The sequence below is a fragment of the Kytococcus schroeteri genome (genome assembly GCF_002847825.1).
GTDB classification, from domain to species: Bacteria; Actinomycetota; Actinomycetes; order Actinomycetales; family Dermatophilaceae; genus Kytococcus; species Kytococcus schroeteri.
The window spans coordinates 39382-64006 of record NZ_PKIZ01000005.1 but is presented as its reverse complement, the minus strand read 5'-3'; the positions used below and the strand labels follow the sequence as shown (position 1 = coordinate 64006).

Annotated in this window: 25 protein-coding genes and 1 tRNA gene; 19 read left to right on the top strand and 7 right to left on the bottom strand. The window is 73.8% G+C overall.

What is annotated here, in order from left to right:
* Nucleotides 1-31: 31 nt before the first annotated feature.
* Entirely contained in the window at nt 32-793 is a 762-nt protein-coding gene (gene ddaH, locus CYJ76_RS03800) for a dimethylargininase (protein WP_101849288.1), read from the bottom strand.
* A gap of 98 nt (nt 794-891) precedes the next feature.
* Nucleotides 892-1683 carry an AIM24 family protein gene (locus CYJ76_RS03795; protein WP_238138139.1) on the bottom strand — a complete coding sequence of 264 codons (792 nt, stop codon included), beginning with the start codon at nt 1681-1683 and terminating at the stop codon, nt 892-894.
* Between the two features lie 102 nt (nt 1684-1785).
* On the opposite strand from CYJ76_RS03795, the gene CYJ76_RS03790 reads away from it, so the two are divergent.
* The 5 genes from CYJ76_RS03790 (at nt 1786) to CYJ76_RS03770 (ending at nt 5871) form a co-directional block, all read left to right on the top strand.
* Nucleotides 1786-2331: a MarR family winged helix-turn-helix transcriptional regulator gene (locus CYJ76_RS03790; RefSeq protein ID WP_101849286.1), complete on the top strand. Its 546-nt coding sequence runs from the start codon at nt 1786-1788 to the stop codon at nt 2329-2331.
* Nucleotides 2328-2966: a dTMP kinase gene (gene tmk / locus CYJ76_RS03785; protein WP_101849285.1), complete on the top strand. Its 639-nt coding sequence runs from the start codon at nt 2328-2330 to the stop codon at nt 2964-2966. The genes CYJ76_RS03790 and tmk overlap by 4 nt, the downstream gene beginning before the upstream one ends.
* Complete coding sequence (locus tag CYJ76_RS03780) at nt 2959-4143, top strand: DNA polymerase III subunit delta' (RefSeq protein ID WP_101849284.1); 1185 nt, start codon at nt 2959-2961, stop codon at nt 4141-4143. Before tmk ends, CYJ76_RS03780 begins: the two co-directional genes overlap by 8 nt.
* Complete coding sequence (locus tag CYJ76_RS03775) at nt 4140-5705, top strand: alpha/beta hydrolase (RefSeq protein WP_101849283.1); 1566 nt, start codon at nt 4140-4142, stop codon at nt 5703-5705. The genes CYJ76_RS03780 and CYJ76_RS03775 overlap by 4 nt, the downstream gene beginning before the upstream one ends.
* Nucleotides 5706-5797: 92 nt before the next feature.
* Nucleotides 5798-5871, top strand: a tRNA-Thr gene (locus CYJ76_RS03770).
* Between the two features lie 53 nt (nt 5872-5924).
* Here CYJ76_RS03770 and CYJ76_RS12385 read toward each other — a convergent pair.
* Both CYJ76_RS12385 and CYJ76_RS03760 read right to left on the bottom strand, forming a co-directional pair.
* On the bottom strand, nt 5925-7199 hold the full coding sequence (locus tag CYJ76_RS12385; protein ID WP_180802198.1) for an LppP/LprE family lipoprotein: 1275 nt from the start codon (nt 7197-7199) through the stop codon (nt 5925-5927).
* Between the two features lie 145 nt (nt 7200-7344).
* Nucleotides 7345-7935, bottom strand: coding sequence for an inorganic diphosphatase (locus CYJ76_RS03760; RefSeq protein WP_070705232.1), 591 nt, complete (start codon nt 7933-7935; stop codon nt 7345-7347).
* A gap of 72 nt (nt 7936-8007) precedes the next feature.
* Here CYJ76_RS03760 and CYJ76_RS03755 point away from each other — a divergent pair, with 72 nt between their 5' ends.
* The 8 genes from CYJ76_RS03755 to CYJ76_RS03720 all read left to right on the top strand — a co-directional run bounded on the left by CYJ76_RS03755 (nt 8008) and on the right by CYJ76_RS03720 (nt 16509).
* A complete protein-coding gene (locus CYJ76_RS03755; RefSeq protein WP_101849282.1) occupies nt 8008-9597 on the top strand; it encodes a D-alanyl-D-alanine carboxypeptidase in 1590 nt (529 codons plus the stop codon).
* 24 nt (nt 9598-9621) lie between these two features.
* The gene (gene tilS / locus CYJ76_RS03750) at nt 9622-10695 is read left to right on the top strand and encodes a tRNA lysidine(34) synthetase TilS (protein ID WP_101849281.1); all 1074 of its coding nucleotides are present in this window, start codon (nt 9622-9624) and stop codon (nt 10693-10695) included.
* Between the two features lie 59 nt (nt 10696-10754).
* The gene (gene hpt, locus CYJ76_RS03745) at nt 10755-11306 is read left to right on the top strand and encodes a hypoxanthine phosphoribosyltransferase (protein WP_070704261.1); all 552 of its coding nucleotides are present in this window, start codon (nt 10755-10757) and stop codon (nt 11304-11306) included.
* Between the two features lie 138 nt (nt 11307-11444).
* Nucleotides 11445-13544 (top strand): ATP-dependent zinc metalloprotease FtsH, encoded by a 2100-nt coding sequence (gene ftsH / locus CYJ76_RS03740; protein WP_101849280.1) that lies wholly within the window; start codon nt 11445-11447, stop codon nt 13542-13544.
* A complete protein-coding gene (gene folE, locus CYJ76_RS03735) occupies nt 13544-14101 on the top strand; it encodes a GTP cyclohydrolase I FolE (protein WP_101849279.1) in 558 nt (185 codons plus the stop codon). Before ftsH ends, folE begins: the two co-directional genes overlap by 1 nt.
* Nucleotides 14102-14105: 4 nt before the next feature.
* Nucleotides 14106-14993 carry a dihydropteroate synthase gene (gene folP / locus CYJ76_RS03730; RefSeq protein ID WP_331250393.1) on the top strand — a complete coding sequence of 296 codons (888 nt, stop codon included), beginning with the start codon at nt 14106-14108 and terminating at the stop codon, nt 14991-14993.
* Entirely contained in the window at nt 14990-15883 is an 894-nt protein-coding gene (gene folK / locus CYJ76_RS03725) for a 2-amino-4-hydroxy-6-hydroxymethyldihydropteridine diphosphokinase (protein ID WP_101849278.1), read from the top strand. The genes folP and folK overlap by 4 nt, the downstream gene beginning before the upstream one ends.
* The gene (locus CYJ76_RS03720) at nt 15880-16509 is read left to right on the top strand and encodes a DUF3180 domain-containing protein (RefSeq protein ID WP_101849277.1); all 630 of its coding nucleotides are present in this window, start codon (nt 15880-15882) and stop codon (nt 16507-16509) included. The genes folK and CYJ76_RS03720 overlap by 4 nt, the downstream gene beginning before the upstream one ends.
* 6 nt (nt 16510-16515) lie before the next feature.
* Here the strand turns inward: CYJ76_RS03720 and CYJ76_RS03715 are convergent, their stop codons facing one another.
* On the bottom strand, nt 16516-17541 hold the full coding sequence (locus tag CYJ76_RS03715; protein ID WP_202816698.1) for an EamA family transporter: 1026 nt from the start codon (nt 17539-17541) through the stop codon (nt 16516-16518).
* Between the two features lie 129 nt (nt 17542-17670).
* Between CYJ76_RS03715 and CYJ76_RS03710 the strand changes: the two genes are divergently transcribed.
* Nucleotides 17671-18213, top strand: coding sequence for a CGNR zinc finger domain-containing protein (locus CYJ76_RS03710; protein ID WP_101849276.1), 543 nt, complete (start codon nt 17671-17673; stop codon nt 18211-18213).
* Between the two features lie 3 nt (nt 18214-18216).
* On the opposite strand, the gene CYJ76_RS12770 is transcribed toward CYJ76_RS03710, so the two are convergent.
* Complete coding sequence (locus CYJ76_RS12770; protein ID WP_237769759.1) at nt 18217-18987, bottom strand: NUDIX domain-containing protein; 771 nt, start codon at nt 18985-18987, stop codon at nt 18217-18219.
* An 83-nt stretch (nt 18988-19070) separates the two neighbouring features.
* On the opposite strand from CYJ76_RS12770, the gene CYJ76_RS03700 reads away from it, so the two are divergent.
* The 5 genes from CYJ76_RS03700 (at nt 19071) to CYJ76_RS03680 (ending at nt 22895) form a co-directional block, all read left to right on the top strand.
* Complete coding sequence (locus CYJ76_RS03700; protein WP_101849275.1) at nt 19071-19970, top strand: Rossmann-like and DUF2520 domain-containing protein; 900 nt, start codon at nt 19071-19073, stop codon at nt 19968-19970.
* A 156-nt stretch (nt 19971-20126) separates the two neighbouring features.
* The gene (locus CYJ76_RS03695) at nt 20127-20648 is read left to right on the top strand and encodes a methylated-DNA--[protein]-cysteine S-methyltransferase (RefSeq protein WP_101849274.1); all 522 of its coding nucleotides are present in this window, start codon (nt 20127-20129) and stop codon (nt 20646-20648) included.
* Between the two features lie 110 nt (nt 20649-20758).
* Nucleotides 20759-22228 carry a lysine--tRNA ligase gene (gene lysS / locus CYJ76_RS03690; protein ID WP_238138142.1) on the top strand — a complete coding sequence of 490 codons (1470 nt, stop codon included), beginning with the start codon at nt 20759-20761 and terminating at the stop codon, nt 22226-22228.
* The gene (locus tag CYJ76_RS03685) at nt 22228-22407 is read left to right on the top strand and encodes a hypothetical protein (RefSeq protein ID WP_101849272.1); all 180 of its coding nucleotides are present in this window, start codon (nt 22228-22230) and stop codon (nt 22405-22407) included. Before lysS ends, CYJ76_RS03685 begins: the two co-directional genes overlap by 1 nt.
* Before the next feature lie 140 nt (nt 22408-22547).
* A complete protein-coding gene (locus tag CYJ76_RS03680; protein WP_070705836.1) occupies nt 22548-22895 on the top strand; it encodes a histone-like nucleoid-structuring protein Lsr2 in 348 nt (115 codons plus the stop codon).
* A 106-nt stretch (nt 22896-23001) separates the two neighbouring features.
* Here the strand turns inward: CYJ76_RS03680 and CYJ76_RS03675 are convergent, their stop codons facing one another.
* Entirely contained in the window at nt 23002-24516 is a 1515-nt protein-coding gene (locus CYJ76_RS03675; protein WP_101849271.1) for a tyrosine-protein kinase domain-containing protein, read from the bottom strand.
* Nucleotides 24517-24625: the final 109 nt, after the last annotated feature.

Genomic DNA, 24625 nt, shown 5'->3' with positions numbered 1-24625 from the left:
CGGCACTGCGGTCCGTCCGCGGAGGGACCGGTCAGTCGCGCAGGCGCACCGAGAGGCAGGTGACGCAGCCCTCCATCGCCTCGAACTCGCTGACGTCCACGGTCACCACCTCGTACCCGCGCTCGCGCAGCAGGTCGGCCGAGCGCGGTGCGGAGGCGGCCATGAGCAGTCGGTCGCTGCCCAGCAGCACCACGTGCGCGCCGCCCTCCTCCGGCATCGCCAGCACCTCGCCCAGGGCCTCGTGGGTCGGGGCCACCGGCTCCCACCCGATGACGGTGCCGTCCGGCAGGGCGGTCACCGCGGACTTCAGGTGCAGGGCGCGGTCCACCGGCACCGCCTCCACCCGGGCGCCCAGCGGGGCGAGCGCCGTGCGCAGCGCGTCGACGCCGGCCTCGTCGGTGCGTCCGCCCAGGCCCACGCGCACGAGGTCGTCGTGCTTGAGCACGTCCCCGCCGTCCAGGTGCCCGGCGGGCAGGTCCACCACGCGGCGGCCCAGGCCGGAGAAGAGTTCGGCCATGCCCTCGACCTCCCCGGCCCGCTCCGGGGCGCCGGGGCGGGTGATGACCACCGTGTCGCCGTAGGCCACGGCCACGTCCTCCACGAACACGCCGTCAGGGTGCTCGTCGGCGGGCGGGGCCTCCACCACCTCCCAGCCGGCGGTGCGCAGCGCGTCGCAGTAGGCCTGCCACTGGCGCAGCGCCAGCCCGGCGTCCACCGGCCGCGGCTCGATGTGGGTGGTCAGCCCCTCGGAGAGGCGGGGGCTGGGACGGCGGACGACGGCACGCGGGGTCATGGGGGCTCCTGGTGGTGGGGCGGGAGGTGGTCGCAGGGTACGGCGAACCCCGCCGGGTGGCCGGCGGGGTCTGCGGGTGTGCTGCGGTGCGGGTCGGCTCAGTTGAAGAGCTCGCCGATGACGCCGCCGCCGCTGGAGCCGCCGGAGGAGCCGGAGTGCGGCACGTTCTCCGAGGGCTGCACGATGACGTGGCCCTGGCCCGAGAAGGCCATCTGGAAGGTCTCGCCGGTGCCGCCGCGCAGCATCGAGCCGAGGCCGCCGGAGTCCACGCGCACGTCCATGCGGGTGCCACGGGTCCACATCACGGCCGCCTGCGGGTCCACGAAGGTGTTGCCGCCGGAGACGTCCAGGGCCACCGGCTCGCCCTTGGTGGTGATGGCCACGTAGCCGGTGCCGCGCAGGCCCACGTTGTAGAGGCCACCGGTCATGGCGGCGCCACGGGCCTGGATGCGGTGGATGTCCCAGTCGATGGAGGCCGAGAAGGCCAGCACGTTCTGGCCGTTGATGCTCAGCTCGTCGTTCTCCATGTAGAGCACCTGGATGCCGGCGGCCTGGTCGGCCAGGAACAGCTCGCCGGTGCCGGTGGCCTCCATCATGTCCACGCCCTCGCCGGTGACGGCCTGCTTGAACATCTTGCCCAGGCCGCCGGAGCCCTTGTTCTTGAAGCGGATGTCGCCCTGGTAGGCCACCATCGACCCGGTGAGCGCCCAGACCGGGCCGTACTGCATCTGCACCTTGAGGAGCTTCTTGTTCTGCAGCATGAACTGGTCGTTGCCGGAGACTTCCTCGTACTGGTCGAACAGCTTGCCGTGCAGGGCCATTGGGTTCCTCCTGGGGTCGGCGGCGCCGGTGGGCCGGGCCGTGCGGTTGTCGGCGGCCACGCTAGCCACGGCGGGGCTCGTGCGGGACCCCCACCACGGGTGGATGTGGACGGACGGCCGGAACCCACAGGCGGCGGGGAGGTCGTCGGTGCCCGCCACTAGAGTCGCCCCATGCAGAGCGACGGTTCGAGGGGCGGTCCGGGCGGCACCGCGGAGGCGCAGGGGGAGCCCGTGCCGTGGTTGACCGACGACGAGCAGGCGCTGTGGCGCCGGTGGGTGTCGCTGTGCACCGACGTGCAGGCCCACCTCAACCGTTGCCTGCAGGAGCACGCTGACCTGTCCATCTCGGACTACGAGGTCATGGTGATGCTCTCCGATGACGGCGACCGCCTGCGCGTCACCGAGCTGGCGCGCCGCATGGGCTGGGAGCGCAGCCGCCTGAGCCACCACGTGAGCCGCATGGAGAAGCGCGGTCTGGTGCGACGCGAGGCCACCGCGGAGGACGGCCGCGGTGCCGACGTGCTGCTCACCGCCGAGGGGCGGGCCGCCCTCGAGGCCGCCGCCCCCGGCCACGTGCGGGACGTGCGGGCGGTCTTCCTCGACGGGATGAGCTCCGAGGAGTTCATGGCCCTGGAGCGCGTCACCACCCGGATGGTGGAGCGGGTGCGCCCGGGGGAGGAGCACACCCGTGCCCTGCCCCGGCGGGAGCGCCGGTGACGGCCTCGCCGGCGGGCGTCCTCGTCGTCCTCGAGGGGGGTGATGGCGCCGGCAAGAGCACGCAGATCGCGCGGCTCGTGGAGCACCTGGGGGCCGCGCACCCCGCACGCGAGGTGGTGGTGACCCGGGAGCCCGGGGGCACGCCCCTGGGTGCCCGCATCCGTGAGCTGCTGCTCCACGGTGACCACGTGGCCCCGCGGGCCGAGGCGCTGCTCTTCGCCGCCGACCGGGCCCACCACGTCGCCAGCCTCGTGCGCCCCGCCCTGGAGCGGGGGGCCGTGGTGGTGGGGGACCGCTACGTGGACTCCTCGGTGGCCTATCAGGGCGCCGGGCGCGCCCTGGACGCCACTGAGGTGGCCTCGATCTCCCGCTGGGCCACCGAGGGCCTCGTGCCGCACCTGACCGTGCTGCTCGACGTGGACCCGCAGGAGGGGCGACGGCGCCGTGGGGGCCGGGACGACCGCCTCGAGGCCGAGTCCGCGGCCTTCCACGCCCGGGTGCGCGAGCACTTCCTGGCCCTGGCCGCCGCCGCGCCGGAGCGCTACCTGGTGCTCGACGCCGCCCGGCCGGCCGCCGACCTGGCCGCCGAGGTGGCCGGGGCCGTGGACGCCCTGCTGGGAGGCGCCGGTGCGTGACGGCGTCTGGGGTTCGCTGGTGGGCCAGGAGGAGCTGGCCGCCGGGCTCGCCGCCGCGGTGGCCGACCCGGCGCGGCTGACCCACGCCTACCTGTTCACCGGGCCTCCGGGGTCCGGCCGGTCCACCGCGGCGCGCGCCTTCGCCGCCGCCCTGCTCTGCCCCGACGGCGGCTGCGGGGAGTGCCGTGAGTGCCGCACCGCGCTGGACGGCAGCCACGCCGACGTGGAGGTGGTGAACACCGAGGGGCTGAGCATCCCGGTGAAGCAGGCGCGCGAGCTGGCCCTGACCGCGGCCCACCACCCGTCCGTGGGGGCCTGGCGCATCATCGTCATCGAGGACGCCGACCGGCTCACCGAGCAGGCCGCCGACGCCCTGCTCAAGGCGCTGGAGGAGCCCAGCCCACGCACCGTGTGGATGCTGTGCGCCCCCTCGCCGCAGGACGTCATCGTCACCATCCGGTCGCGCTCGCGGCACCTCTCGTTGCGCACCCCGCCGGTGGAGGCCGTGGCGGCGCTGCTGGAGTCGCAGGGGGTGGACGCGGCGATGGCGGCCTACGCGGCCCGAGCGGCGCAGTCCCACATCGGGGTGGCGCGGTGGTTGGCCCGCGACGAGTCCGCGCGTGCCCGGCGCCACACGGTGACCCGCATCCCCTTCGAGCTGGAGGGGCTCGGCTCGGCGCTGCGCAAGGCGGCCTCCCTGCACGAGGTGGCCACCAGTGAGGCGGCGGCCGAGGCCGAGCAGCGCGACGTGGCCGAGCGCGAGGAGCTGCTGCGCCTCAACGGCGCGGACCCCACTGCGCGCGCGCAGCCCCCGGCGATCCGGGGGCAGCTCAACCAGCTGGCCAAGGAGCAGAAGGCGCGGGCCACGCGGCGGGTGCGTGACGTCATCGACCGCACGCTGGTGGACCTGGCCTCGGTGTACCGCGACGCGCTGCTGGTCTCCGTCGGGGCCAGCGGGGTCGACTTGGTGAACCCGCAGGACGCCGGGGACCTGCAGCGGTTGGCGGGCACCACGAGCGCCGACGCGCTGCTGCTCTGCCTGGAGCAGGTGGACACCGCGCGCACCCGCATCGGGGAGAACGTGACCCCCCTGCTGGCGCTGGAGGCGATGCTGGTGGGCCTGCACCAGCTGCAGGGGGACCTGGCCCGTACGAGCACCGGAAGGGGTCCCCGATGACCACCCGCACCCCACGACACCGCGCCTCCCGTGCGCGCGCCCTGCTGGCCGGGGCCGCCGTGCTCGGGCTGGGCCTGACCGGCTGCACCCCCGACGGTGGCCCGCTGCCGGAGGACCTGCGCAGCCCGGGCGCCGAGGAGTCCCTGCCCGCCCCGCCGGCCGAGCTGTCCCGTTTCTACGAGCAGCAGCTGGAGTGGGAGCGCTGCGACGGCGGGGAGTGCGCGGAGCTGGAGGTGCCGGTGGACTACGACCGGCCCGACGGGGAGACGATGCAGCTGGCCCTCTTCCGGGTGCGGGCGGGCGACGACGAGCACCGCATCGGGTCGCTCGTGCTCAACCCCGGTGGCCCCGGGGCCAGCGGCGTGGACTACGCGCAGGCGGCCGACCAAGTGGTGGGTCCGAAGGTGCGGCGCGTGTACGACGTGGTGGGCTTCGACCCGCGCGGTGTGGCCCGTTCCGAGGCCGTGGACTGCGTGGACGACCCCGGGCTGGACGCCCTGCTGGGCCTGGACACCTCCCCGGACGACGCCGCGGAGAAGCGGGAGGCGACGCGAGTGCAGAAGGCCTTCGCGCAGGGCTGCCGGGAGAAGCTTGGCCACCGGCTGGGCTCGATCACCACGTCCAACGCTGCCCGCGACATGGACGTGCTGCGCGCCGCCCTGGGGGACGCGCGGCTGAACTACCTGGGGCTCAGCTACGGCACCCAGCTGGGCGCCACCTACGCCCAGGAGTTCCCCCGCCGTGTGGGGGCCTTCGTGCTGGACGGCATGCTGCCCACGGACCTGGATGCCACGCAGATCGCCATCGGGCAGGCCAAGGGTTTCGAGACCGCCACCGGTGCCTTCCTGGACTGGTGCGTCCAGGAGCGTTCCCGGTGCCCGCTGGGCGGTACGCGCGAGGAGGCCACCGCCGGCCTGCGGGAGCTGCTGCGCCGCATCGACGAGGAGCCCCCGCCAGTGGGGTCCGACCCGCGGGTCACGGAGCTGACCGTCGGCTGGGCCACCTACGGGCTGGCCGCCGCCATGTACGACGAGGGCAGCTGGGAGAGCCTCGCCCAGGCCCTGGAGGCGGCGCAGCGTGGTGACGGCCAGCGGCTGCTGGAGCTGGCCAACGGCTACGCCGACCGCACCGCCGACGGGGAGTACGCCTCCAACCTCATGGAGGCCTTCACCGTGTACTCGTGCAACGACCGCGCCGAGGACACCACCGGGCGCACCGAGGCGCAGGTGCGGGCCGCGTTCCGCCGGGAGGCACCGTTGTGGGGCGACTTCCTCATGGGCGAGGGGTCGGCTTGCGAGGGGTGGCCGGTGAAGCCCGCCCAGCCGTTCGACGCCGTCGCCCAGGGCAGCGGCCCCATCCTCGTGGTGGGCACCACCCGTGACCCGGCGACCCCGCTGGCGTGGGCGCAGCGCGCGGCGAAGGACTTCGAGAACGGGCACCTGCTGACGCTCGACGGCGACGGGCACACCGCATACCGCCGGGGCAGCCAGTGCGTGGACTCCGCCGTGGAGGGCTACCTGCTCACCGGCGCGGTGCCCGAGGGTGACGCCGCGCGCTGCTGAGGGGAGGTGCTGCCGCGTCGGATTTCCGCCGCGTGGCGGGGCACCGCTATAGTGGGCGTTCGCATCACGCGCCCGGAGCGTGTGGAGCACCCGCCGCCTTAGCTCAGTCGGCCAGAGCGGTTCACTCGTAATGAACAGGTCATCGGTTCGATTCCGATAGGCGGCTCCGGCGCACGGAGGCCCCACCAGTAGGTGGGGCCTCCGTCGTGTGCGGGTGCGTCAGCGGGTCACGAACTCGCGCTTGTTCATCGTCATCGAGTGACCGCTCGCGGTGTTGGTGCACGTCAGGCCGGTCGACTCGGAGTCGCACGTGATGTCGCCGAAGGTCACGCTCTCCCCGTACTCGAGCACCTGGCCGGCCGGGCCGCCGTTGTCCCCGCGGTAGTTGGGGGCGTCGCCCTTGGCGGAGAGCCCCGCCGTGCCCTGCTCGGGCAGCGTCGCCCACCAGAGCGGCATGTCGTTCTCGGTGCCGTAGCGCTCGGAGTCGAGATAGGACTCGATGCCGCACTCCGCCCAGGTGCGGTGCAGCTCGCACCCGATCTTGTCGCTCGGGGTGAGGATGCGGGCCACGCCCTGGTGCACGACCTCGGGGGCCGCGCCACGGGGCGGGGTGTCACCGGTGTCCACGGGCGGGTCGGTGGGCTTCTCCCTGCCCTGCTCGGGGAGCTCCTCCTCCGTGGGCGGGAGGTCGCCGGCCATCACGACCTTCTGCGCGGACCCGTCCCACGTGAAGGTGCTGACCGCCCTGCCGGAGCGCGCGGCGTTCGACTCCCCGGGCTTCGGGTACAGGTACGTCACCTCGATGACGTCGTCCGCGCGCCTCCTCATGAGCTGCCCCATGCCCACGGGCTGTGCCGTCGCGGTTCCGAGGTACTCGCCCCGGTGGAAGAGCATGATCATCCAGGGTGAGCTCCCGGTGGCGTACTCGACGGTCACGGCGATGGGGGAGAGGTCTGCGCACGGGTCGTACAGCGAGGTGTCCGCGCCGTTGCTGTGCCACGTCCAGTCGCTCTCCCGGGCGTTGAGCTTCCGCAGGCCGTGGTGCAGGGCCTTCTCGGCGCCCGCGCCGGCGCACTCCTCCGCGTCGCCCGGCGCCGCGGGGGCGGTGCTGGGCGAGGGGGTCGAGGCGTCCTCGGTGGGCGTGGCGCTGCGGGTGGACGGGGCGGCGGCCGGGGAGGGACTCCCCGAGGGGCTCGGCCGGGCACCCGGCGACGTCGGTGACGCGCTGGGCGATGCGGTGGGGCCGGCGTCGGACGCGGTGTCGCTCACCCGGCTCGTGGGCGACTCGTCCGCGGCCTCGGGGGAGGTCTCGGGTGACGTCTTGTCGGAGCTCTCGCTGCTCGGGGCAGGGGAGGCCGTGGAGGTGTCGGACACCTTGGGCGGTGCGGCCGGTTGCTCCTGGGCGCTCTCCTGCGAGCCGCCGGAGCAGGCGGTCAGGCTGAGCAGGCCGATGCCGGCCAGGGCAGCCAGGCGGGACGGGGTAATGCGGATCATGGGACTCCCTCGGGGTGTGTGTGCTCGGACCCTAGGGGCGCGGACTGTCACCGGGCTTTCGCCCGCGGGCGTCCCGTGCACGACGACGGGGCGGGCACGACCTCGTCGGTCGCACCCGCCCCGTCGGGCGTCGTCGCGCGGTGGCTCAGGCCTCCGGCTTGTCGGCCTGCGACCCGCCCTCGGCGCGGTCGATCGAGCGCTCGGTGTCGTCGGCGTCGTGGCCCGGCAGCGGCCAGCGGGCGGTGGTCATGCCCTCGGCCTTGGCGCGGTCCAGCGCCTCGGTGATGATCTTCTCGGCGGCCGCGCGGTCACCCCAGTGCGAGCCCTCCTCCACGTACTTGCCCGGCTCCAGGGCCTTGTAGACCTCGAAGAAGTGGCGGATCTCGTCGAGGGTGAAGTCGGACACGTCGGAGGTGTCCTGGATGGCGTCGCGGCGCGGGTCGCCCGCGGCCACGCACAGCACCTTGTCGTCACCGCCGGCGTCGTCGACCATGTGGAACACGCCGACCGGGCGCACACGCACGATGCAGCCGGGGAAGGTCGGCTCGTCCAGCAGCACCAGCGCGTCCAGCGGGTCGCCGTCCTCGCCCAGGGTGTCCTCGATGTAGCCGTAGTCGGCCGGGTAGCGCATCGCCGTGAAGAGCAGGCGGTCCAGGCGGATGCGGCCCGTCTCGTGGTCGATCTCGTACTTGTTCTTGTTGCCGGCGGGGATCTCGACGGTCATGTCGAATTCCATGGAGCCTCCTTGGTTGGCGTCTACGCTGGGGCCAGTCTCCCCCATCCTGTGCGTGCGTCCGAAAGGTGCCCGGTGAAGTCCTCCCTCCGCAACACCCTCATCGCCTCGACCACGGTGGTGGCCCTCGTGGGCGCCTACGTGACGGCCGATGTCTACGACAAGGTGCCGGGAGTGCTCACCAATGCGCCGGCCCCCTCCGAGGGGGACAACGGCTCGCCCGACCTGCTCACCGCACGTGCCGGGTCCCCCGACGAGGCGGCCGCCGCCGGCCAGCCGGTGGAGGTGCTCGACCAGGCGATGGCGCCGGGAGCCGCCAACGCGGTGGTCGACGGCCCCACCGACGAGGAGGAGGTCAGGAAGATCGACGAGGGCCTGCCCGAGCGCAAGCCGGTCGTGGAGCACCTGGACAACTCCGGCCCGGCCCCCAGCAAGGAGGCGGTGCGCAAGGCCCTGGGCGACACCATCGAGGCCGAGGAGCTGGGCTTCCTCTCCATGGACGTGCGCGACGCCGCCACCGGCGAGGTGCTCTTCCAGCAGAACGCCGACCGCCCCAACCACCTGGCGTCCATGACCAAGCTCGTCTCCACCGGCGCGGTGGTGCACTCCGGGTGGAATCTCGACCAGCGCCTGTCCACCCGCGCGCTGCTCGACGCGGGCGACAACATCGTCATCGTCTCCGGCGGCGACACGATGCTGTCGCGCGGCCACGGCGACCCGCTGGCCGTCGCCGGGCGAGCGGGGCTCAAGGACCTGGCCGAGCAGGTGGCCGCCGACCTCAAGAAGCGCCGCGAGGCCGGGGAGGACCTGCCCAAGACCTTCCGCGTGGCCCTGGACGACTCGCAGGCCGGCCCGAGCTGGTCGGAGGACTGGTCCGAGGTGGCCCTCAACGAGGGCTGGACCGGCCGCGTGGTGATGATGCAGCTCTTCGACGACCGCGCCCGCCACCACCACCCCACCCCGGCCGACCCGGCGATGAGTGCCGCGGGCGCCTTCGCCCAGGCCCTGCACGACGTGGGCGTGCCGGTGGAGAAGTCGATCATCCGCACCAAGGCGAAGGCCAAGGGCGACCAGCTGGGCGTGGTGAAGTCCGCCCCGGTGCGCGACCAGCTCATCCACGCCCTGCAGATCAGCGACAACGCACGGGTGGAGACCATCACCCGCCAGGCCGCCCTGGGTACTGGCGGGCTGTCGGTGGAGAAGTCGGGCCCGGCCGACGTCGGCCGTTGGGTGGTGCAGCAGACCAAGGACCGCGGCATCGACAACAGCGGCCACGAGCAGTTCGACGCCTCGGGGCTGACGAGCAAGAACAAGATCCCCGTGCACGTGCTGGGCGAGCTGCTCCAGAAGGGTGCCTCTGGGGAGGACGCGGAGTACCACACGATCCTCGCCAACCTCTCCATGGCGGGCCTGTACGGCACGCTCACCCCGCGCTTCTACGGCGACGGGCGAGAGGAGGCCCGCGGTTTCGTGCGCGGCAAGACCGGCACCCTGCCCATGGCCAGCGGCATGGCCGGCACCACGGTGACCAAGGACGGTCGCCTGCTGACCTTCGTGGTGAGCAGTGACGACTTCGAGCGCTCCACCCAGCCGATGGTGGCCCGCAAGTACACCGACGAGGTGGTGGCCGCGCTGCAGGGCTGCCAGTGCAACACCGGCCACTGAGCCACCCACCCGCGCGAGCCTGAGGTGCCCGGACCCCCGGTGGCCGTTGCCGCCGTGCGCCACGCGGTGCGCGCCCCGCTGGCCGAGGCCGTGGCCGCGGGGCGCGCGGTGCTGCTCGCGGTGAGCGGGGGCCCGGACTCGGTCGCGATGGCGGCGGCGGTCGCCTTCGAGGCGGACTTCCTGGCCCGCCGGGGTGGGGCGCCGCGGGTGGCGGCGGCCGTGGTGGACCACGGGTTGCAGCCCGGCAGCGGGGGCGTCGCCGAGGAGGCCGCGCGGGTCTGCCAGCGCCTCGGCATCGACGAGGTGGGGGTCCACCGGGTGCAGGTGCGGGAGGCCGGGGACGGGCCGGAGGCCGCTGCGCGGACGGCCCGGCACGCGACGCTCGAGGCACGGCGCGCCGTGCTGGCGGCCGACCTGCCCGGCGGGGCTGAGCTCTGGCTGGCGCACACCCGCGACGACCAGGCCGAGCAGGTGCTGCTCGGCCTGCTGCGCGGTGCGGGGACGCGCTCGCTGGCGGCCATGGCGCCCCGCCGAGGCCCCCTGGTGCGCCCCCTGCTGGACCTGCCCGGGGCCACCACGCGGCAGGCCTGTGCCGACCTGGGGCTGCCCGTGCACCACGACCCCCACAACGACGACCCCCGGTTCACCCGGGTGCGGGTGCGGCGCGCGCTGGACCTGCTGGCCGCCGAGACCGGCGAGGACCTCGGCCCGGCCCTGGCCCGCACCGCCGCCCACGCCCGGGCCGACGCCGACCTGCTCGACGCCCTGGCCGCCGAGCGGCGGGCGGGACTGGCCGTGGCACCCGACGGGAGCGTCGAGGTGGCCGCGCTCGCCGGCCTCGAGGAGGCGCTGCGGCCCCGCGTGTGGCGCGCCCTGGTGCGCGAGGCGGCCGGCCCCGGCGTGCCGGACCCCACCTCGGTGCACCTGGCGCAGCTGGACCGCCTGCTGACCGCCTGGCACGGGCAGGGCGCGGTGGACGTGCCCGGTCCGTGGCGGTGGGGGCGGTGGCGCACGGTGGGCGGTGACGCCGTCGTCGGCCCCATCGGCAAGAATGGGCCGGCACCAGGGGACGCCGTACGCCACGGACGACCCGCCTGAGGCGGCCGTACCGCATCGAGCACGACGACGCCCACCACGACACCGACCCGGAGGACCACGTGGACGCTGAGCACATGGAGGACGGCCTCGAGAAGGTCCTGCTGACCGAGGAGCAGATCCTGGCCGGTCTGCAGGAGATGGCCGGGAGGATCGCCGAGGACTACCGCGGCAAGGACCTGCTCATGGTGGGCGTGCTCAAGGGCGCGGTCATGGTGATGTCGGACCTCATGCGCGCCATGCCCTACAGCGTGCCCATGGACTGGATGGCCATCAGCTCCTACGGCTCGGGCACCAAGTCCAGCGGTGTGGTGCGCATCCTCAAGGACCTCGACGTCGACATCACCGACCGCCACGTGCTCGTGGTGGAGGACGTCATCGACTCCGGGCTGACGCTCAGCTGGATCCTCGACAACCTGGCCTCCCGCGGCGCCGCCTCGGTGGAGGTGGCCGCCCTGCTGCGCAAGCCGGACGCCATGAAGGTGGAGATCGACGCCCGCTACGTGGGTTTCGACATCCCCAACGACTTCGTCGTGGGCTACGGGCTGGACTTCGACGAGCGCTACCGCAACCTGCGCTGCGTGGGCACCCTCGCGCCGCACATGTACCAGTGAGCTGACGCCGCGTCCGGGCGCTCCTGCACAGGGCCCTGTGGAACACTGGGCCGCCATCGCACGTTGGTGCGAGCATCGAGCATCGAGCGTCGGCACGACGTCGGCAGGACGAGACGCGGGGTCGCGCCCCGCACGAGGATGGCAATGAAGAAGATGTGGCGTACGCCGATGTTCTGGATCTTCCTGATCATCGCAGCGGCCCTGGTCTGGTTCGGGCTGAAGGGCAGTGACGGCTTCCAGCGCGTGGACACCTCGGCGGCGCTGGAGCAGATCCAGGCGGACAAGGTGGAGTCCGCCAAGGTCACGCCGGACCGTGTCGACCTCACGCTCAAGGAGGGGCAGGAGTACTCCGGGGGCGGGGTGGAGAACGCCCGCAAGATCCAGAGCTTCTACGTGGACGCACGCGGCGACGACGTGGTGAAGGCGCTCAACGAGCACAAGCCGGAGAAGGGCTTCACCGACGACCCGGAGAAGGCCAACTGGTTCGTCAGCCTGCTGCTGACCATGCTGCCCTTCCTGCTCCTGGTGGGCCTCTTCCTGCTGATCATGCCGCAGATGGGTGGCGGCTCGCGGATCATGCAGTTCGGCAAGTCCCGCGCCAAGCTGGCCACCGAGGACATGCCCAAGGTGACCTTCGAGGACGTCGCCGGCGCCGACGAGGTGGTGGAGGAGCTCGAGGAGATCAAGGAGTTCCTCACCGAGCCGGCCAAGTTCCAGCAGGTGGGTGCCAAGGTGCCCAAGGGCGTGCTGCTCTACGGCCCGCCCGGCACCGGAAAGACGCTCCTGGCCCGCGCCATCGCCGGCGAGGCGGGCGTGCCCTTCTACTCCATCTCCGGCTCGGACTTCGTGGAGATGTTCGTGGGTGTGGGCGCCAGCCGCGTCCGTGACCTGTTCGAGAAGGCCAAGGCCAACTCGCCGGCCATCATCTTCATGGACGAGATCGACGCCGTGGGTCGCCACCGCGGTGCCGGCATGGGCGGTGGCCACGACGAGCGTGAGCAGACGCTGAACCAGCTGCTCGTGGAGATGGACGGCTTCGACGGCTCGACCAACGTCATCCTCATCGCGGCCACAAACCGTCCGGACGTGCTCGACCCCGCGCTGCTGCGCCCGGGCCGTTTCGACCGCCAGATCGCGGTGGAGGCCCCGGACATGAAGGGTCGCCACGACATTCTCAAGGTGCACGCGCGCGGCAAGCCGATGGCCGGCGACGTGGACCTGCTGGCCGTGGCCCGCCGCACGCCGGGCATGAGCGGTGCCGACCTGGCCAACGTGCTCAACGAGGCCGCACTGCTCACGGCCCGCTCCAACGCGCAGCTCATCGACAGCCGCGCGCTCGACGAGGCGATCGACCGCGTCATGGCCGGTCCGCAGAAGCGCACCCGCGTGATGAACGAGAAGGAGCGCAAGGTCACGGCGTACCACGAGGGTGGTCACGCCCTGGTGGCCGCGGCGATGAACCACACCGCCCCGGTCAGCAAGATCACGATCCTGCCCCGCGGCCGTGCGCTCGGCTACACGATGGTGATGCCGCTGGACGACAAGTACTCCACCACGCGCAACGAGCTGCTCGACCAGCTGGCCTACGCGCTGGGTGGCCGCGTGGCCGAGGAGATCATCTACCACGACCCGTCGACGGGCGCCTCGAACGACATCGAGAAGGCCACCGACATCGCGCGCAAGATGGTCACCCAGTACGGCATGAGCGACAAGGTCGGTGCCGTGAAGCTCGGCGAGCAGGGCGGCGAGCCCTTCATGGGCCGCGACATGGGTGGTGGCCGCGACTACTCCGAGCAGCTGGCCGGTGTGGTGGACGCCGAGGTGCGTGCCCTCATCGAGGCCGCGCACGACGAGGCCTGGGCCGCGCTCAACGAGAACCGCGAGCTGCTGGACGACCTCGTGCTGGAGCTGCTCGACAAGGAGACGATCAACGCCGAGCGCCTGGCCGAGATCTTCGCCCCGGTCAAGAAGCGCCCGGTGCGCGCCACCTGGCTCTCCAGCCAGGACCGTCCGGTCTCGCAGCGGCCCCCGGTGCTCACCGAGGGTGAGAAGGCCGCCGTCGCGCGCGGTGACATCTCCGGCCCGCTGGACCAGCTGCCGGTGGACGAGCACCCGGTGGACCCGGGCCACGGTGCCGGTGAGCCCGGGAGCACGGCCGGCCCCGGTGAGGGCCACGGCCAGCCCCCGACCCCGGGGTCCAGCCCGAGCGGCTGGGGTCCCGCGGGTGGTCGGGGCTGATGGACCTCGCGCGTGCCGAGGCGGCGGTCCGGGAGTTGCTCCTGGCCGTGGGGGAGGACCCCGACCGTGACGGCCTGCTCGACACCCCGGCCCGGGTGGCCCGCTCCTATGCCGAGCTGACCTCCGGGCTGGAGCAGGACCCCGCCGACGTGCTGGGCACCACCTTCGCGGTGGACCACGACGAGATGGTGCTGGTGCGCGACATCGAGATGTACTCGCTGTGCGAGCACCACCTGCTGCCCTTCCACGGGGTGGCCCACGTGGGCTACACGCCCCGCAACGGCCGCGTGGCCGGGCTGAGCAAGCTGGCCCGCCTGGTGGAGATGTACGCGCGCCGCCCGCAGGTGCAGGAGCGCCTGACCACGCAGGTGGCCAACGCGCTGGTGGACCACCTGGACCCCGGTGGCGTCATCGTGGTGGTGGAGGCCGAGCACCTGTGCATGACCATGCGCGGCGTGCGCAAGCCGGGGGCCCGGACGGTGACCTCCGCCGTGCGGGGCCACTTCACCGACCAGGCCACGCGCGCCGAGGCCCTGACCCTGCTGCGGAACGGTTGAGGTCGTGCGGCACGCACCGGACGCGCCCGGCCTGCCGGTCGACCCCGACGGCCTGCCGCTGGTCATGGGCATCCTCAACGTCACCCCCGACTCGTTCAGCGACGGGGGCCGCTGGGACGCCCCCGACGCCGCCGTGGCGCACGCCGCGCGGATGGTGGCCGCCGGGGCACACCTGGTGGACGTGGGCGGGGAGTCCACCCGGCCGGGCAGCCAGCGCGTGGACGAGGCCGAGGAGCTGCGCCGCGTGGTGCCCGTGGTGCGGGCCCTGGCCGAGCGCGGCTGGTGCGTCTCGGTGGACACGATGCGGGCCTCGGTGGCCGCCGCCGTGGTGGAGGCCGGTGCTGCCGTGGTCAACGACGTCTCCGGCGGCCTGGCCGACGAGGACATGTTCCGCGTGGTGGCCGAGACCGGTGTGCCCTACGTGCTCATGCACTGGCGCGGGCACTCGGCGGACATGTACGGCCCGGCCCGCTACACCGACGTCACCGGCGAGGTGCTGGCCGAGCTGGCGCAGCGTCTGGAGGTGGCCGAGGCCGCCGGGGTGCGCCGCGGGCAGGTGGTGCTGGACCCGGGCCTGGGCTTCGCCAAGACGCCCGAGCACAGCTGGGCCATGACCGGGGAGCTCGACCGCTTCGTGACCGGCGCGCACCAGCTGGGGTGCGCCACCCTCGTGGGGGCCTCGCGCAAGGGCTTCCTGCAGCAGGCGCGCCCCGGAGCGGACGCCGACCACCCGGTGCCGCCGGTGGAGCGCGACGCCGCCACCGCGGCCACCTCGCTGCTCTCCGCGCAGGCCGGCGCGTGGGCGGTGCGCGTGCACGACGTGGTCGGCACCGTGGACGCCCTCGGGGTGCTGCGGCGGGCCGGGCTGGCCGGGCGGCGGTGGGCCTCGTGACCGGCCAGGTCGTGCGCCTCTCCGGTGTGCGGGCGCGGGGGCACCACGGGGTGTTCGAGCACGAGCGCCGGGACGGCCAGGACTTCGTCGTCGACCTCGTGGCCCACCTGCCGGTCGGGGCCGGCGCGGGTGATGACATCGGCGCCACGCTGCACTACGGCCAGGCCGCCGAGGTGCTGGTGGCCACCGTGGAGGGCGAGCCGGTGGACCTGCTCGAGACCCTCGCCGAGCGGCTCCTCGATGCCGTGCAGGCCCTCCCGGGCGGCGACCGCTGCCCGCGTCTGGAGGTGACGGTGCACAAGCCGCAGGCGCCCATCACGGTGCCCTTCGCCGACGTCTCGGTGACCGCCGTGCGCGAGCGCGAGCTGCCGGCGGTGGTGGCCCTGGGCGCCAACCTCGGGGACCCGGCCGGAACCCTGGCCTCGGCCGTGGCCGCCCTGGCCGCGTTGCCGGGTGTTCGTCTGACGGGCCTGTCCCCGCTGGTGGAGACCGACCCCGTGGGTGGGGTGGAGCAGCCCGTCTACCTCAACGCCGTGGCCCTGGTGCGCACCACGCGGGGCGCCGCCGACCTGCTGGCCGCGCTGCACGGTATCGAGGCGGCGCACGGCCGCACGCGGGAGGTGCGCTGGGGGGCGCGCACGCTCGACCTCGACCTCGTGCAGTACGGCGACCCGCGCGCCGGCACCGAGGTGCACGCCGAGGGGGAGCTGCTGCTGCCCCACCCGCGCGCGGCCGAGCGTGCCTTCGTGCTCGCCCCGTGGGCGATGGCGGACCCCGCCGCCCGCCTGGCCGGGCAGGCCGTGGCCGACCTCGCCGCGCGCGCCGACGACGCCGGGGGCGTGCGCCCGGGACCCCCCTGGCCCGCCCTGCACCTGGGAGGAGAGCGATGAGCCGCGAGCTGCCGACCACGCCGCCCGAGAGGGACCCGCGTCGCCCCCGCGGGCCGCAACAGGGTCCCGACCGGGGGCCCGGCACGCGCGTGGGGCAGCTGCTCGTGAGCTGGCTGGCGGCCGGCCTGCTGGGCTGGGTGGCGGCCAGCTGGTGGCTCGGGCAGGGCAACGCGGTGCCCGTGCGTGCCGTGGCCGGGCTGGTCATGGACGTCGTGTTCGCCGTGGGTCTGCTCGTGGCGGCCACCTGGGTGTGGAGGTCCGCCCGCGCCGACGGCACCGACGCGGCCTCCGAGCGCCGGCGTCACCGCGGGCCCTCGCCGCAGACCGCGCGCCTGGTGGTGGTGGCCGCCATCGCCGCCGCGTGGGCCGGGTCGGTGCTCAGCGGCGCCTTCGCGGGCCTGTTCGTGGCCGCCCTGCCCGATGCCGACGTGCCCAGCGTGCGCGCGGCGGTGGTGCGCACCGGGCTCCAGGTGCTCACCCTCGGGGTCCTCGGCGCCGCCGGGCAGGTGGCCCAGTGGCTGTGCCGTGTGCCCCCGCAGGACGGCGACGACGACGGCCGTGACGCGGTCCGGGAGCGTCACCGCCATCCGAGCACCCCGGTGCTGGGCCGCGACCGCCACGGCTGAGTCGCGTCAGGCGGTGCTGCTGGCGCGGGTGGCGGCGCGCAGCTCACGGGCCTCCTGCAGGCGCACCAGCACGATGCCGCCGAGCACCACGCCGCCGCCCACGAGCTGGGCCGGGCCCAGGTGCTGGCCCAGCAGGAGCCACCCGAAGAGGGCGGTGAAGAGCACCTCGGTGAGTCCCACGAAGGAGGCCACCGTGGCACCCAGTCGACGGGTGGCCATGGTGCCGCTTCCGTAGGCCAGGCCGGCCGTCACGGCGCCCAGCAGGCCCAGGCCCACCCACCACGGGACCGGGAGCGTGCCCACGGCGGCCGGGGCGGTGGACGCGCTCAGCGAGAGCACGCCCAGCAGGCCCGCCACCACGAGGGTGACGCCGCCGATGAGCATGCCCAGCCCTGCCACGGCCACGGCCGGCATCTCGCGGTCCACCGAGCTGCTCACCAGGAAGTAGGTGGCCAGTCCGAGGGCGGCCGCCAGTCCCCAGGCCACGCCCACCGGGTCCAGCCCCGTGCTGCGCAGGTCGAGCACCAGCACCAGGCCGGCCACGGCGGTGGCCATGCCCACCAGTGTGAGCACGGCGGGGGCGCGGCCGGTGCGGGCCCAGAGGATCAGCACCACCAGCACCACGCCCATGTACTCCAGCAGCAGGGCCACGGCGGCAGGGATGCGGGTGACCGCCTGGAAGTAGCAGAGCTGGGCCCCGGCCACGGCCAGCACGCCGTAGGCCAGCACCGGCCAGCGCTGCGACCAGGCCAGCTGCCACTTCCCGCGCAGCAGCACGAGCGTGGCGGGCGCGAGCACCAGGGCGCCCACGAGCACGCGGCCGATGATCACCGTGGCGGGCGACCACCCGGCATCCATGAGCGGTTTGCCGAGCGGCCCGGCGAGCCCGAAGGCCATGGCCGAGACGAGGGCCAGGGCCAGGCCGCCCCCGCTGCCGGGTGCGGCGGCCAGTCCACGGCGGGCCAGACGGGGGCGAGTCCTGCGGAGGGCCCCCATGGTCGGGGAGACGGCATGGGTCGTCGTCGTGGGCACGGCGGTCCCTCCTCGGGGCGGGTCGACGGGGTGGTGCACCCCGGTGCGGAGCCGGCGATGTCATGGGTGTCACGCTGGTTGGCACATGACGGGAGGCAGACGGTACGTGCGCTAGGGTCATGCGTCAACATGCATTTCACCCATGACACCGACGACGCCCTGCAGGGCGCGGCCGCGCTGGTGAACACCGCGCCGGGCCCCCGGCAGGGCGACCTCCTGCCCGACACCGCTGCGCTCGAGGCCTTCGAGCGGGAGTGGGGCTGGACGGGGCGCTTCGACGACACCGAGGAGGAGCTGGCCGAGGTGCGCGCCGTGCGCGACCGGCTGGCCACCTTCTGGCGGCTGGACCCCGAGCCGGCCGCGGGCCTGGTGAACGACCTGCTGGCCGAGTACGAGGCGCGTCCCCGCCTCGTGCGGCACGACGACTACGGCTGGCACGTGCACGCGGTCTCCGACGACGCCCCGCTCGCGGCGCGGATGGCGGTGGAGGCCGCCCTCGCCCTGGCCGACGTGCTCCGGGCGGACGCCTGGGACCGCCTCGCCACGTGCGCCGCCGAGGACTGTGCGGGGGTGCTCGTGGACACCTCGCGCAACCGCTCGCGGCGCTTCTGCAGCACGGCCTGCGGCAACCGCCAGGCCGTGGCCCGCTACCGCCGACGCCGGCGCGGCTGAGGGTCAGCCGAGCGGGTCCGGATCCCCGTCGCTGAGCACCACGGTGCCGCGGCGCACGGCCTGCCCGTCCCACACCTGCGCGAGGTGGCGGGCCACGTAGGGGGCCGCGTGCTGGGCCACCTCGTCCGGTGTGCACCAGTGCAGGGCCGCGATCTCGGTGGGCTGCAGGGTGGCTCGCTCCACGAGGTCGGGCTGCTCGCCGAGGTCGAAGACGCACAGCAGGGCGTCCGACCAGCCACGGTAGGGCGGCATCCAGTTGACGCTGAGCAGCCCGCGCACCGGAAGGTCCACCCCCATCTCCTCGCGCACCTCGCGCACCACGGTGGCCTGCGGGCCCTCTCCGGGGTCCACGATGCCGCCCGGCAGGTCCCACTCGGTCTTGTAGGTGAGCTCGCAGAGCAGCACCCGTCCCTGCCGGTCGGTGACCACGCCCTGGGCGATGACGCGCTTGGTGGGCATGGAGCTGTCGAGCACCCCCAGGCGCCCCTCGCGGGAGAGGCGCGGCGGGTCGTTGTCCAGGCGGGTGGCCAGCAGGCGGTCACCCTCCGGGGAGGGGCCGGCCAGGGCCCGCAGGGTCCCCTCGGTGCGCAGCCCGGCCCGTAGGGTGAGGCGGCGCAGGTCGCGGCGGTCGGGGTGCAGCAGCACCTCCACGCGCCGGGCGCCGGCCTCCAGCTCGGCGTCCACGGCCTCCATGAGCGCGGCGGGCTCGCAGGCGTGCTGAAGCTCGGTGCGCCGCACGCCCTCGGCGGGGGTCTGCCACTGCCAGGTGCTCACCCCGCGAGCCTTCCACACCGGCCCCGACCGCGCGGCGTGGTGTCCACGGAGCGTGACCGCCCGGGGTGCGTAGGGTGCGCCGCATGACGAGCACGCACGAGGCACCGCGGCTGCGCATCGGCATCGTGGGCGCCGGGCGGGTGGGGGCCGTGCTCGGTGCCGCCTGGGAGCGCTCGGGGCACCGGGTGGTCGCGCACAGCGTGGGGGACGACGCCGCCGAACGGGCCGCCGCGCTGCTGCCCACCAGCATCCGCTGCGAGCCGGCGGACGTGCCGGGGGAGGCCGACCTGGTGCTGCTCGCCGTGCCCGGGCGCGACGCCGCCGGGGTGGTGCACGGCCTGCTCGCGGCCGGCGCCCTGCGCCCCGGGCACCTGCTCGTGCACACCGTGCCGGGCGTGGGGGTGGAGCTGTTCTCCCCGGTGCTGGCCGCGGGGCTGCCGGTCCTGGGGTTCTCCCTGCAGCCGGCGATGGTGTTCTCCGGCCAGTCGCAGGACGTGGACCGCCTGGGTGACACCGTGGTGGGCCACCTCTGCCCGCTCGAGCTCGACGCCGTGGCGCAGTCGCTCGTGGTGGAGCTGGGCGCGACCCCGCTGCGGCTGGAGGCGGTGGACCTGCCCCGCCACGACGCGGCGGTCACCGTGGCCACCGAGGGGGTGGCGGCCCTGGTCACCACGGTGCGGTGGGCCCTGGCTGAGGGCGGGGTGGCGCGCCCCGACGCCGTGGCGGGCCCGCTGCTGCGTGCCTCGCTGGAGGCGGCCCTGGGCAGTGGCGAGGCGCCCGCGGGGACCTCGCCCTCGGGGCCGGTGAGCGGCTGGGACGCCGACCGGGTGCGGGCACAGCAGGCCGCCTCGGGGGACGACCCGGCGCTCGCCGAGGTGCTGGCGGCCCTGGAGCGGGCCGCGGCGCGTCACGCGGTGGCCGCCCGCATCGAGGTACCGCCGGCGGCGCACGCGGTGCTGCGTGCGCTGGGTCTGGAGGACTGAGGTCCTGCACCAGGGGTGGCCGGGGCCGATGGGGCTGTGGGCGGCCTGGGGGCGTGGGTGCCCGTCCACACCCGTCCGGGGGTGGGGCTGGTGCCGGGGCGCCGGTGGGTGTTGGGTGGTGCCCACGCACCGTCCGACCCCTCACCCGGAGGCACCATGACCCCCCGCGTCCTGTGCGAGCCCGTCGCCGAGGCCGACCGCGTGCACCGTGTGGTGCCCGTCCCGATGGGGGAGGTCACCCTCGTGGGCGACGGTCACCGCCTCGAGGGCCTGTACTGGCCCGACCACACGCCCGCCCCGGACCGGGAGCGCTTCGGCCCCCGCGACGACGAGGCGTTTCCCGAGGCGGTGCGGCAGCTGGGCGAGTACTTCGACGGCACCCGGCGCACCTTCGACCTGGACCTCGCCCCACGCGGCACCGACTTCCAGCGGCTGGTCTGGGACGAGCTGGCCCGCAGCCCCTTCGGCCAGGTGCGCACCTACGGCGAGGTGGCCGAGGCGATCGGGCGTCCCATGGCCGTCCGGGCGGTGGGGGCGGCCAACTCCCGCAACCCCCTGAGCATCGTCGTGCCCTGCCACCGCGTGGTGAGCGCATCGGGGCAGGCGCACGGCTACGCGGGCACCGTGGAGAACAAGCAGTGGCTGCTGCGTCACGAGGGGGTGGACCTGCCCGGGTGAGGGTGGGCGGCACCGCGGGAACGCCTAGAATCGTGAGGGTGACTGAGCAGCCGACCACGCCCCAGGACCCGACCACCCCCCAGGCCCCCGCCGAGGACCTGCCCGAGCAGATGCGGGTGCGCCGGGAGAAGCGGGCGCGCGTGCTGGAGTCCGGTGCTCAGGCCTACCCGGTGGAGGTCCCCCGCACCCACTCCCTGGAGCAGGTCCGCGAGCAGTGGGGCCACCTGGGGACGGGTGAGGAGACGCAGGACGTCGTCTCGGTGACCGGCCGCGTGGTCTTCTCGCGCAACACCGGCAAGCTCTGCTTCGCCACCCTGCAGGCTGGTAGCGGCGAGCGGCTGCAGGCCATGCTCTCCCTGGCCGAGGTGGGGCAGGAGTCCCTCGAGCTGTGGAAGTCCGTGGTGGACCTGGGCGACATCGTCTCGGTGACCGGCCGGGTCATCTGCAGCCGTCGCGGCGAGCTCTCGGTCATGGCCACCGACTGGCAGCTGGCCTCCAAGGCCCTGCGCCCGCTGCCCACGCTGCACAAGGACCTCTCCGAGGAGCAGCGCGTCCGCCAGCGGTACGCCGACCTCATCGTGCGCGACGAGGCCCGCCGCATGGTGATGACCCGCTCGGTCATCACCTCCACCGTGCGACGCTTTCTGGAGGACCGCGGCTACACCGAGATCGAGACGCCGGTGCTGCAGCTCATCCACGGTGGCGCGCACGCCCGCCCGTTCCACACGCACCTCAACGCCTTCGACCAGCCGATGACGCTGCGTATCGCGCTGGAGCTCAACCTCAAGAAGGCCGTCGTCGGCGGCATCGAGAAGGTCTTCGAGATCGGCCGCATCTTCCGCAACGAGGGCGTGGACTCCACCCACAGCCCCGAGTTCACGATGCTCGAGGCGTACGAGGCCTGGGGCGACCAGACCACCATGGCCGAGCTCATGCAGGAGATGTACCTGGCCGTGGCCGACGCCCTCATCGAGGCCGACCTGCTGGAGTCCCGGGTGCTGCACACCCCGGCCGGGGACATCGACCTCGCCGCCGAGTGGCGCTGGCTGCCGGTCTACGAGGGCGTCTCGCAGGCCGTGGGCACCGAGGTGACCCCGCAGACCGACGAGGCCACCCTGCGCCGCCTGGCCGCCGAGCACGACGTGGAGCTCGAGGACGGGTGGGGCGCCGAGAAGATCGTGCTCGAGCTGCTCTCGGAGCTCGTGGAGCCCGGCCTGGTGCAGCCCACCTTCCTGTGCGACTACCCGCCATCGGCCCAGCCGCTGGCACGCCCGCACCGCAGCAAGCCGGACCTCATCGAGGCCTGGGACCTCATCATCGGCGGCGTGGAGCGCTCCACGGCCTTCTCCGAGCTCATCGACCCGGTGGTGCAGCGCGAGGTGCTCACCGCCCAGTCGCTCGAGGCCGCCGCCGGTGACCCGGAGGCCATGCAGCTCGACGAGGACTTCCTGCGCGCGCTGGAGTACGGTGCCCCGCCCATGGGTGGCCTCGGGTTCGGTCTGGACCGCATGGTCATGCTGTTCACCGGCGCCGGCATCCGCGAGACCATCCTGTTCCCCCACACCAAGCCGGAGGCGTGATGAGCGAGTTGTTCGGCGCGATCTGGCCGTACATCGCGGCCCTGGTGCCCAGTGTCGGCATCCTCTACCTGTTCTACGTGCTCATGAAGCACATCGTGGAGGGCGACCGCCGCGAGCGCGCCGCGGTGGCCCAGTGGGAGGCGGAACAGGACGCCGCCGAGGAGGATCCCGTCGGTTGAGAGCCGCGGAAAGTGAACAGGAAACGGAGCCGTGAACACGGTTCCGTTTTCTGTTGCCGGCCACGAGGAGTTGCGTGAAACGATTCCTGTGGGATCAAATGTCCCTCGAGAACGAACAGGAACGAGAGGACGTGCGCGAGATGGTGCAACGACAGGTGATCATTCTGGAGGACGACCTGGACGGCGGTGAGGCCACGGAGACCGTGACCTTCGCCCTCGACGGCGTCTCCTACGAGATCGACCTCAACGCCGACAACGCCGCCCGACTGCGCGACGACTTCGCCACCTGGGTGGGGCACGCCCGCCGGGCCGTGGGCCGCAAGGCGCCCGCCAAGCGCAGCAGCGGTGGTTCCAGCACCTCCGGGGCCGCCCGCAAGCGCGAGCTCGCGGCCATCCGCGAGTGGGGCCGTGCCAACGGCTGGGAGGTCAGCGACCGAGGTCGCCTCTCGGCCGACCTCGAGGAGGCCTACGCCAAGGCCAACGGCTGACGCGGGCGGGCGCCGGGCGTCGGCCGCGGCGCCACCGCACACGGCGGAGGGCCACCGGGATGATTCCCGGTGGCCCTCCGCCGTGTGCGCCCCGTGGGGCGCTGGCTCACTTCTTGCGACGCTTGCGGCGCTTCCTGCTCTTCTTGTCGTCGCCGTAGCCGTCGCCGTAGCCCGCACCGTAGCCGTACGAGCCATAGCCGTAGCCCTCGCCGTAGAGGATGCGGTTGAGGCGGCTCACCGACGCGCGGTTGATGACGGCACCCAGCAGGTTCGCGTTGACATTGCGCAGGTTGGCCGCGGCGCGCTCCACGTGCTCCTTGCGGGTGTCCCCGGCGGCCACCACGAGCACCGCGCCGTCCGCGGCGGTGGTGAGCAGCGCGGCATCGGTCACCGGCAGCAGCGGCGGGGCGTCGAGGATGACGCGGTGGGTCTGGGTGAGCGTGGCGATGAGGTCGCGCATGCGCTGCGAGCCCAGCAGCTCCGAGGGGTTGGGCGGGATGGTGCCGGCCGGCAGCACCATGAGGTTGGGGTGCGCGGTGGGCTGGACGGCGTCGGCCAGGTCGGCCGTGCCGGCGAGCACCTGGGTGAGGCCCACCGAGGCGTCGATGTCGAAGATTCCGGCCACCGACGGGCGGCGCAGGTCGGCGTCCACGAGGATGACGCGCTCCCCGCCCTCGGCCAGCAGGTAGGACAGGTTGGACGAGATGGTCGACTTGCCCTCACCCATGCGGGCGGAGGTGACGACGATCGACTTGGGCGCGTGGTCGACGTTGACGAAGCGCAGGTTGGTGCGGAACTGGCGCAGGGCCTCCCGGGTGGCGAAGTCCACCTCGCCGGAGTCGCGGACGGCGCGCTCCGGGGAGGACAGGGCCTCGTTGGCCGGGATGAGGCCCAGCGTGGAGGTGCCGCCCGAGGCCTCCTCGATGTCCTCCTGGGTGCGGATGCGGGTGTCCTGGCGGTGGCGGAACCACGCGATGAGGTAGCCGAGGGCCAGGCCGGCGAGGCCGCCGAGCACCAGGGCGCGGGCCGGCTGCGGCTCGGTGGGCGAGGAGGGCAGGTCGGCGCTGGCCAGCGGCAGGATGCTGGTGGCCGGCGTGCGCTGCTCCTTGTCCTTCTTGCTGCTGCTCTCGTCGCTCGAGGACTCCTGCTGACCCGGGTAGGACGGTCCGTCGGTGAGGTTCTTGGTCTCCAGGTCCTTCACGTACTCGGCGGTCTCGGTGACCACGGCGTCGGCGAGCTGCTTGGCCTCCTGGGGCGACCCGCCCTTGGCGCTCACCGTGATGTTGGGGGTCTCCTCCTCCACCTTGGCGCTCACCCGCGACGACAGGGCGGCCGGGTCGGTGTCCAGGTTGAGCTTCTTGATGACCCGCTCGGCCACCGGCTGGCTGCTGAAGTAGGTCACGTAGGACGAGCTCTTGGTGATGGCCAGCGAGTTGCCGGAGAGGGACTCGCCCACGGTGCCGGTTCCCGAGGAGGCCTGCACCACGCCGGTGGCGGTGGCCGTGTAGACGGGGGTCTGCATGGCGACCCACCCGGCGGCGAGGGCGATGCCCGCCAGCGTGCTGAGCACCAGGGTGATGATGTGCCGGCGGGTGAGCCGGAGGATGTCGTCGAGCGTCAAGACGTTCTCCGTCGGTGGTGAGGATGTGAACCGTCTGCACCTACGGCGCAGTCCGGTCACTGTAGCGCTCCGGTGGGGGCGCACAGGGGCCGTTGGAGCGCGGGGTGAC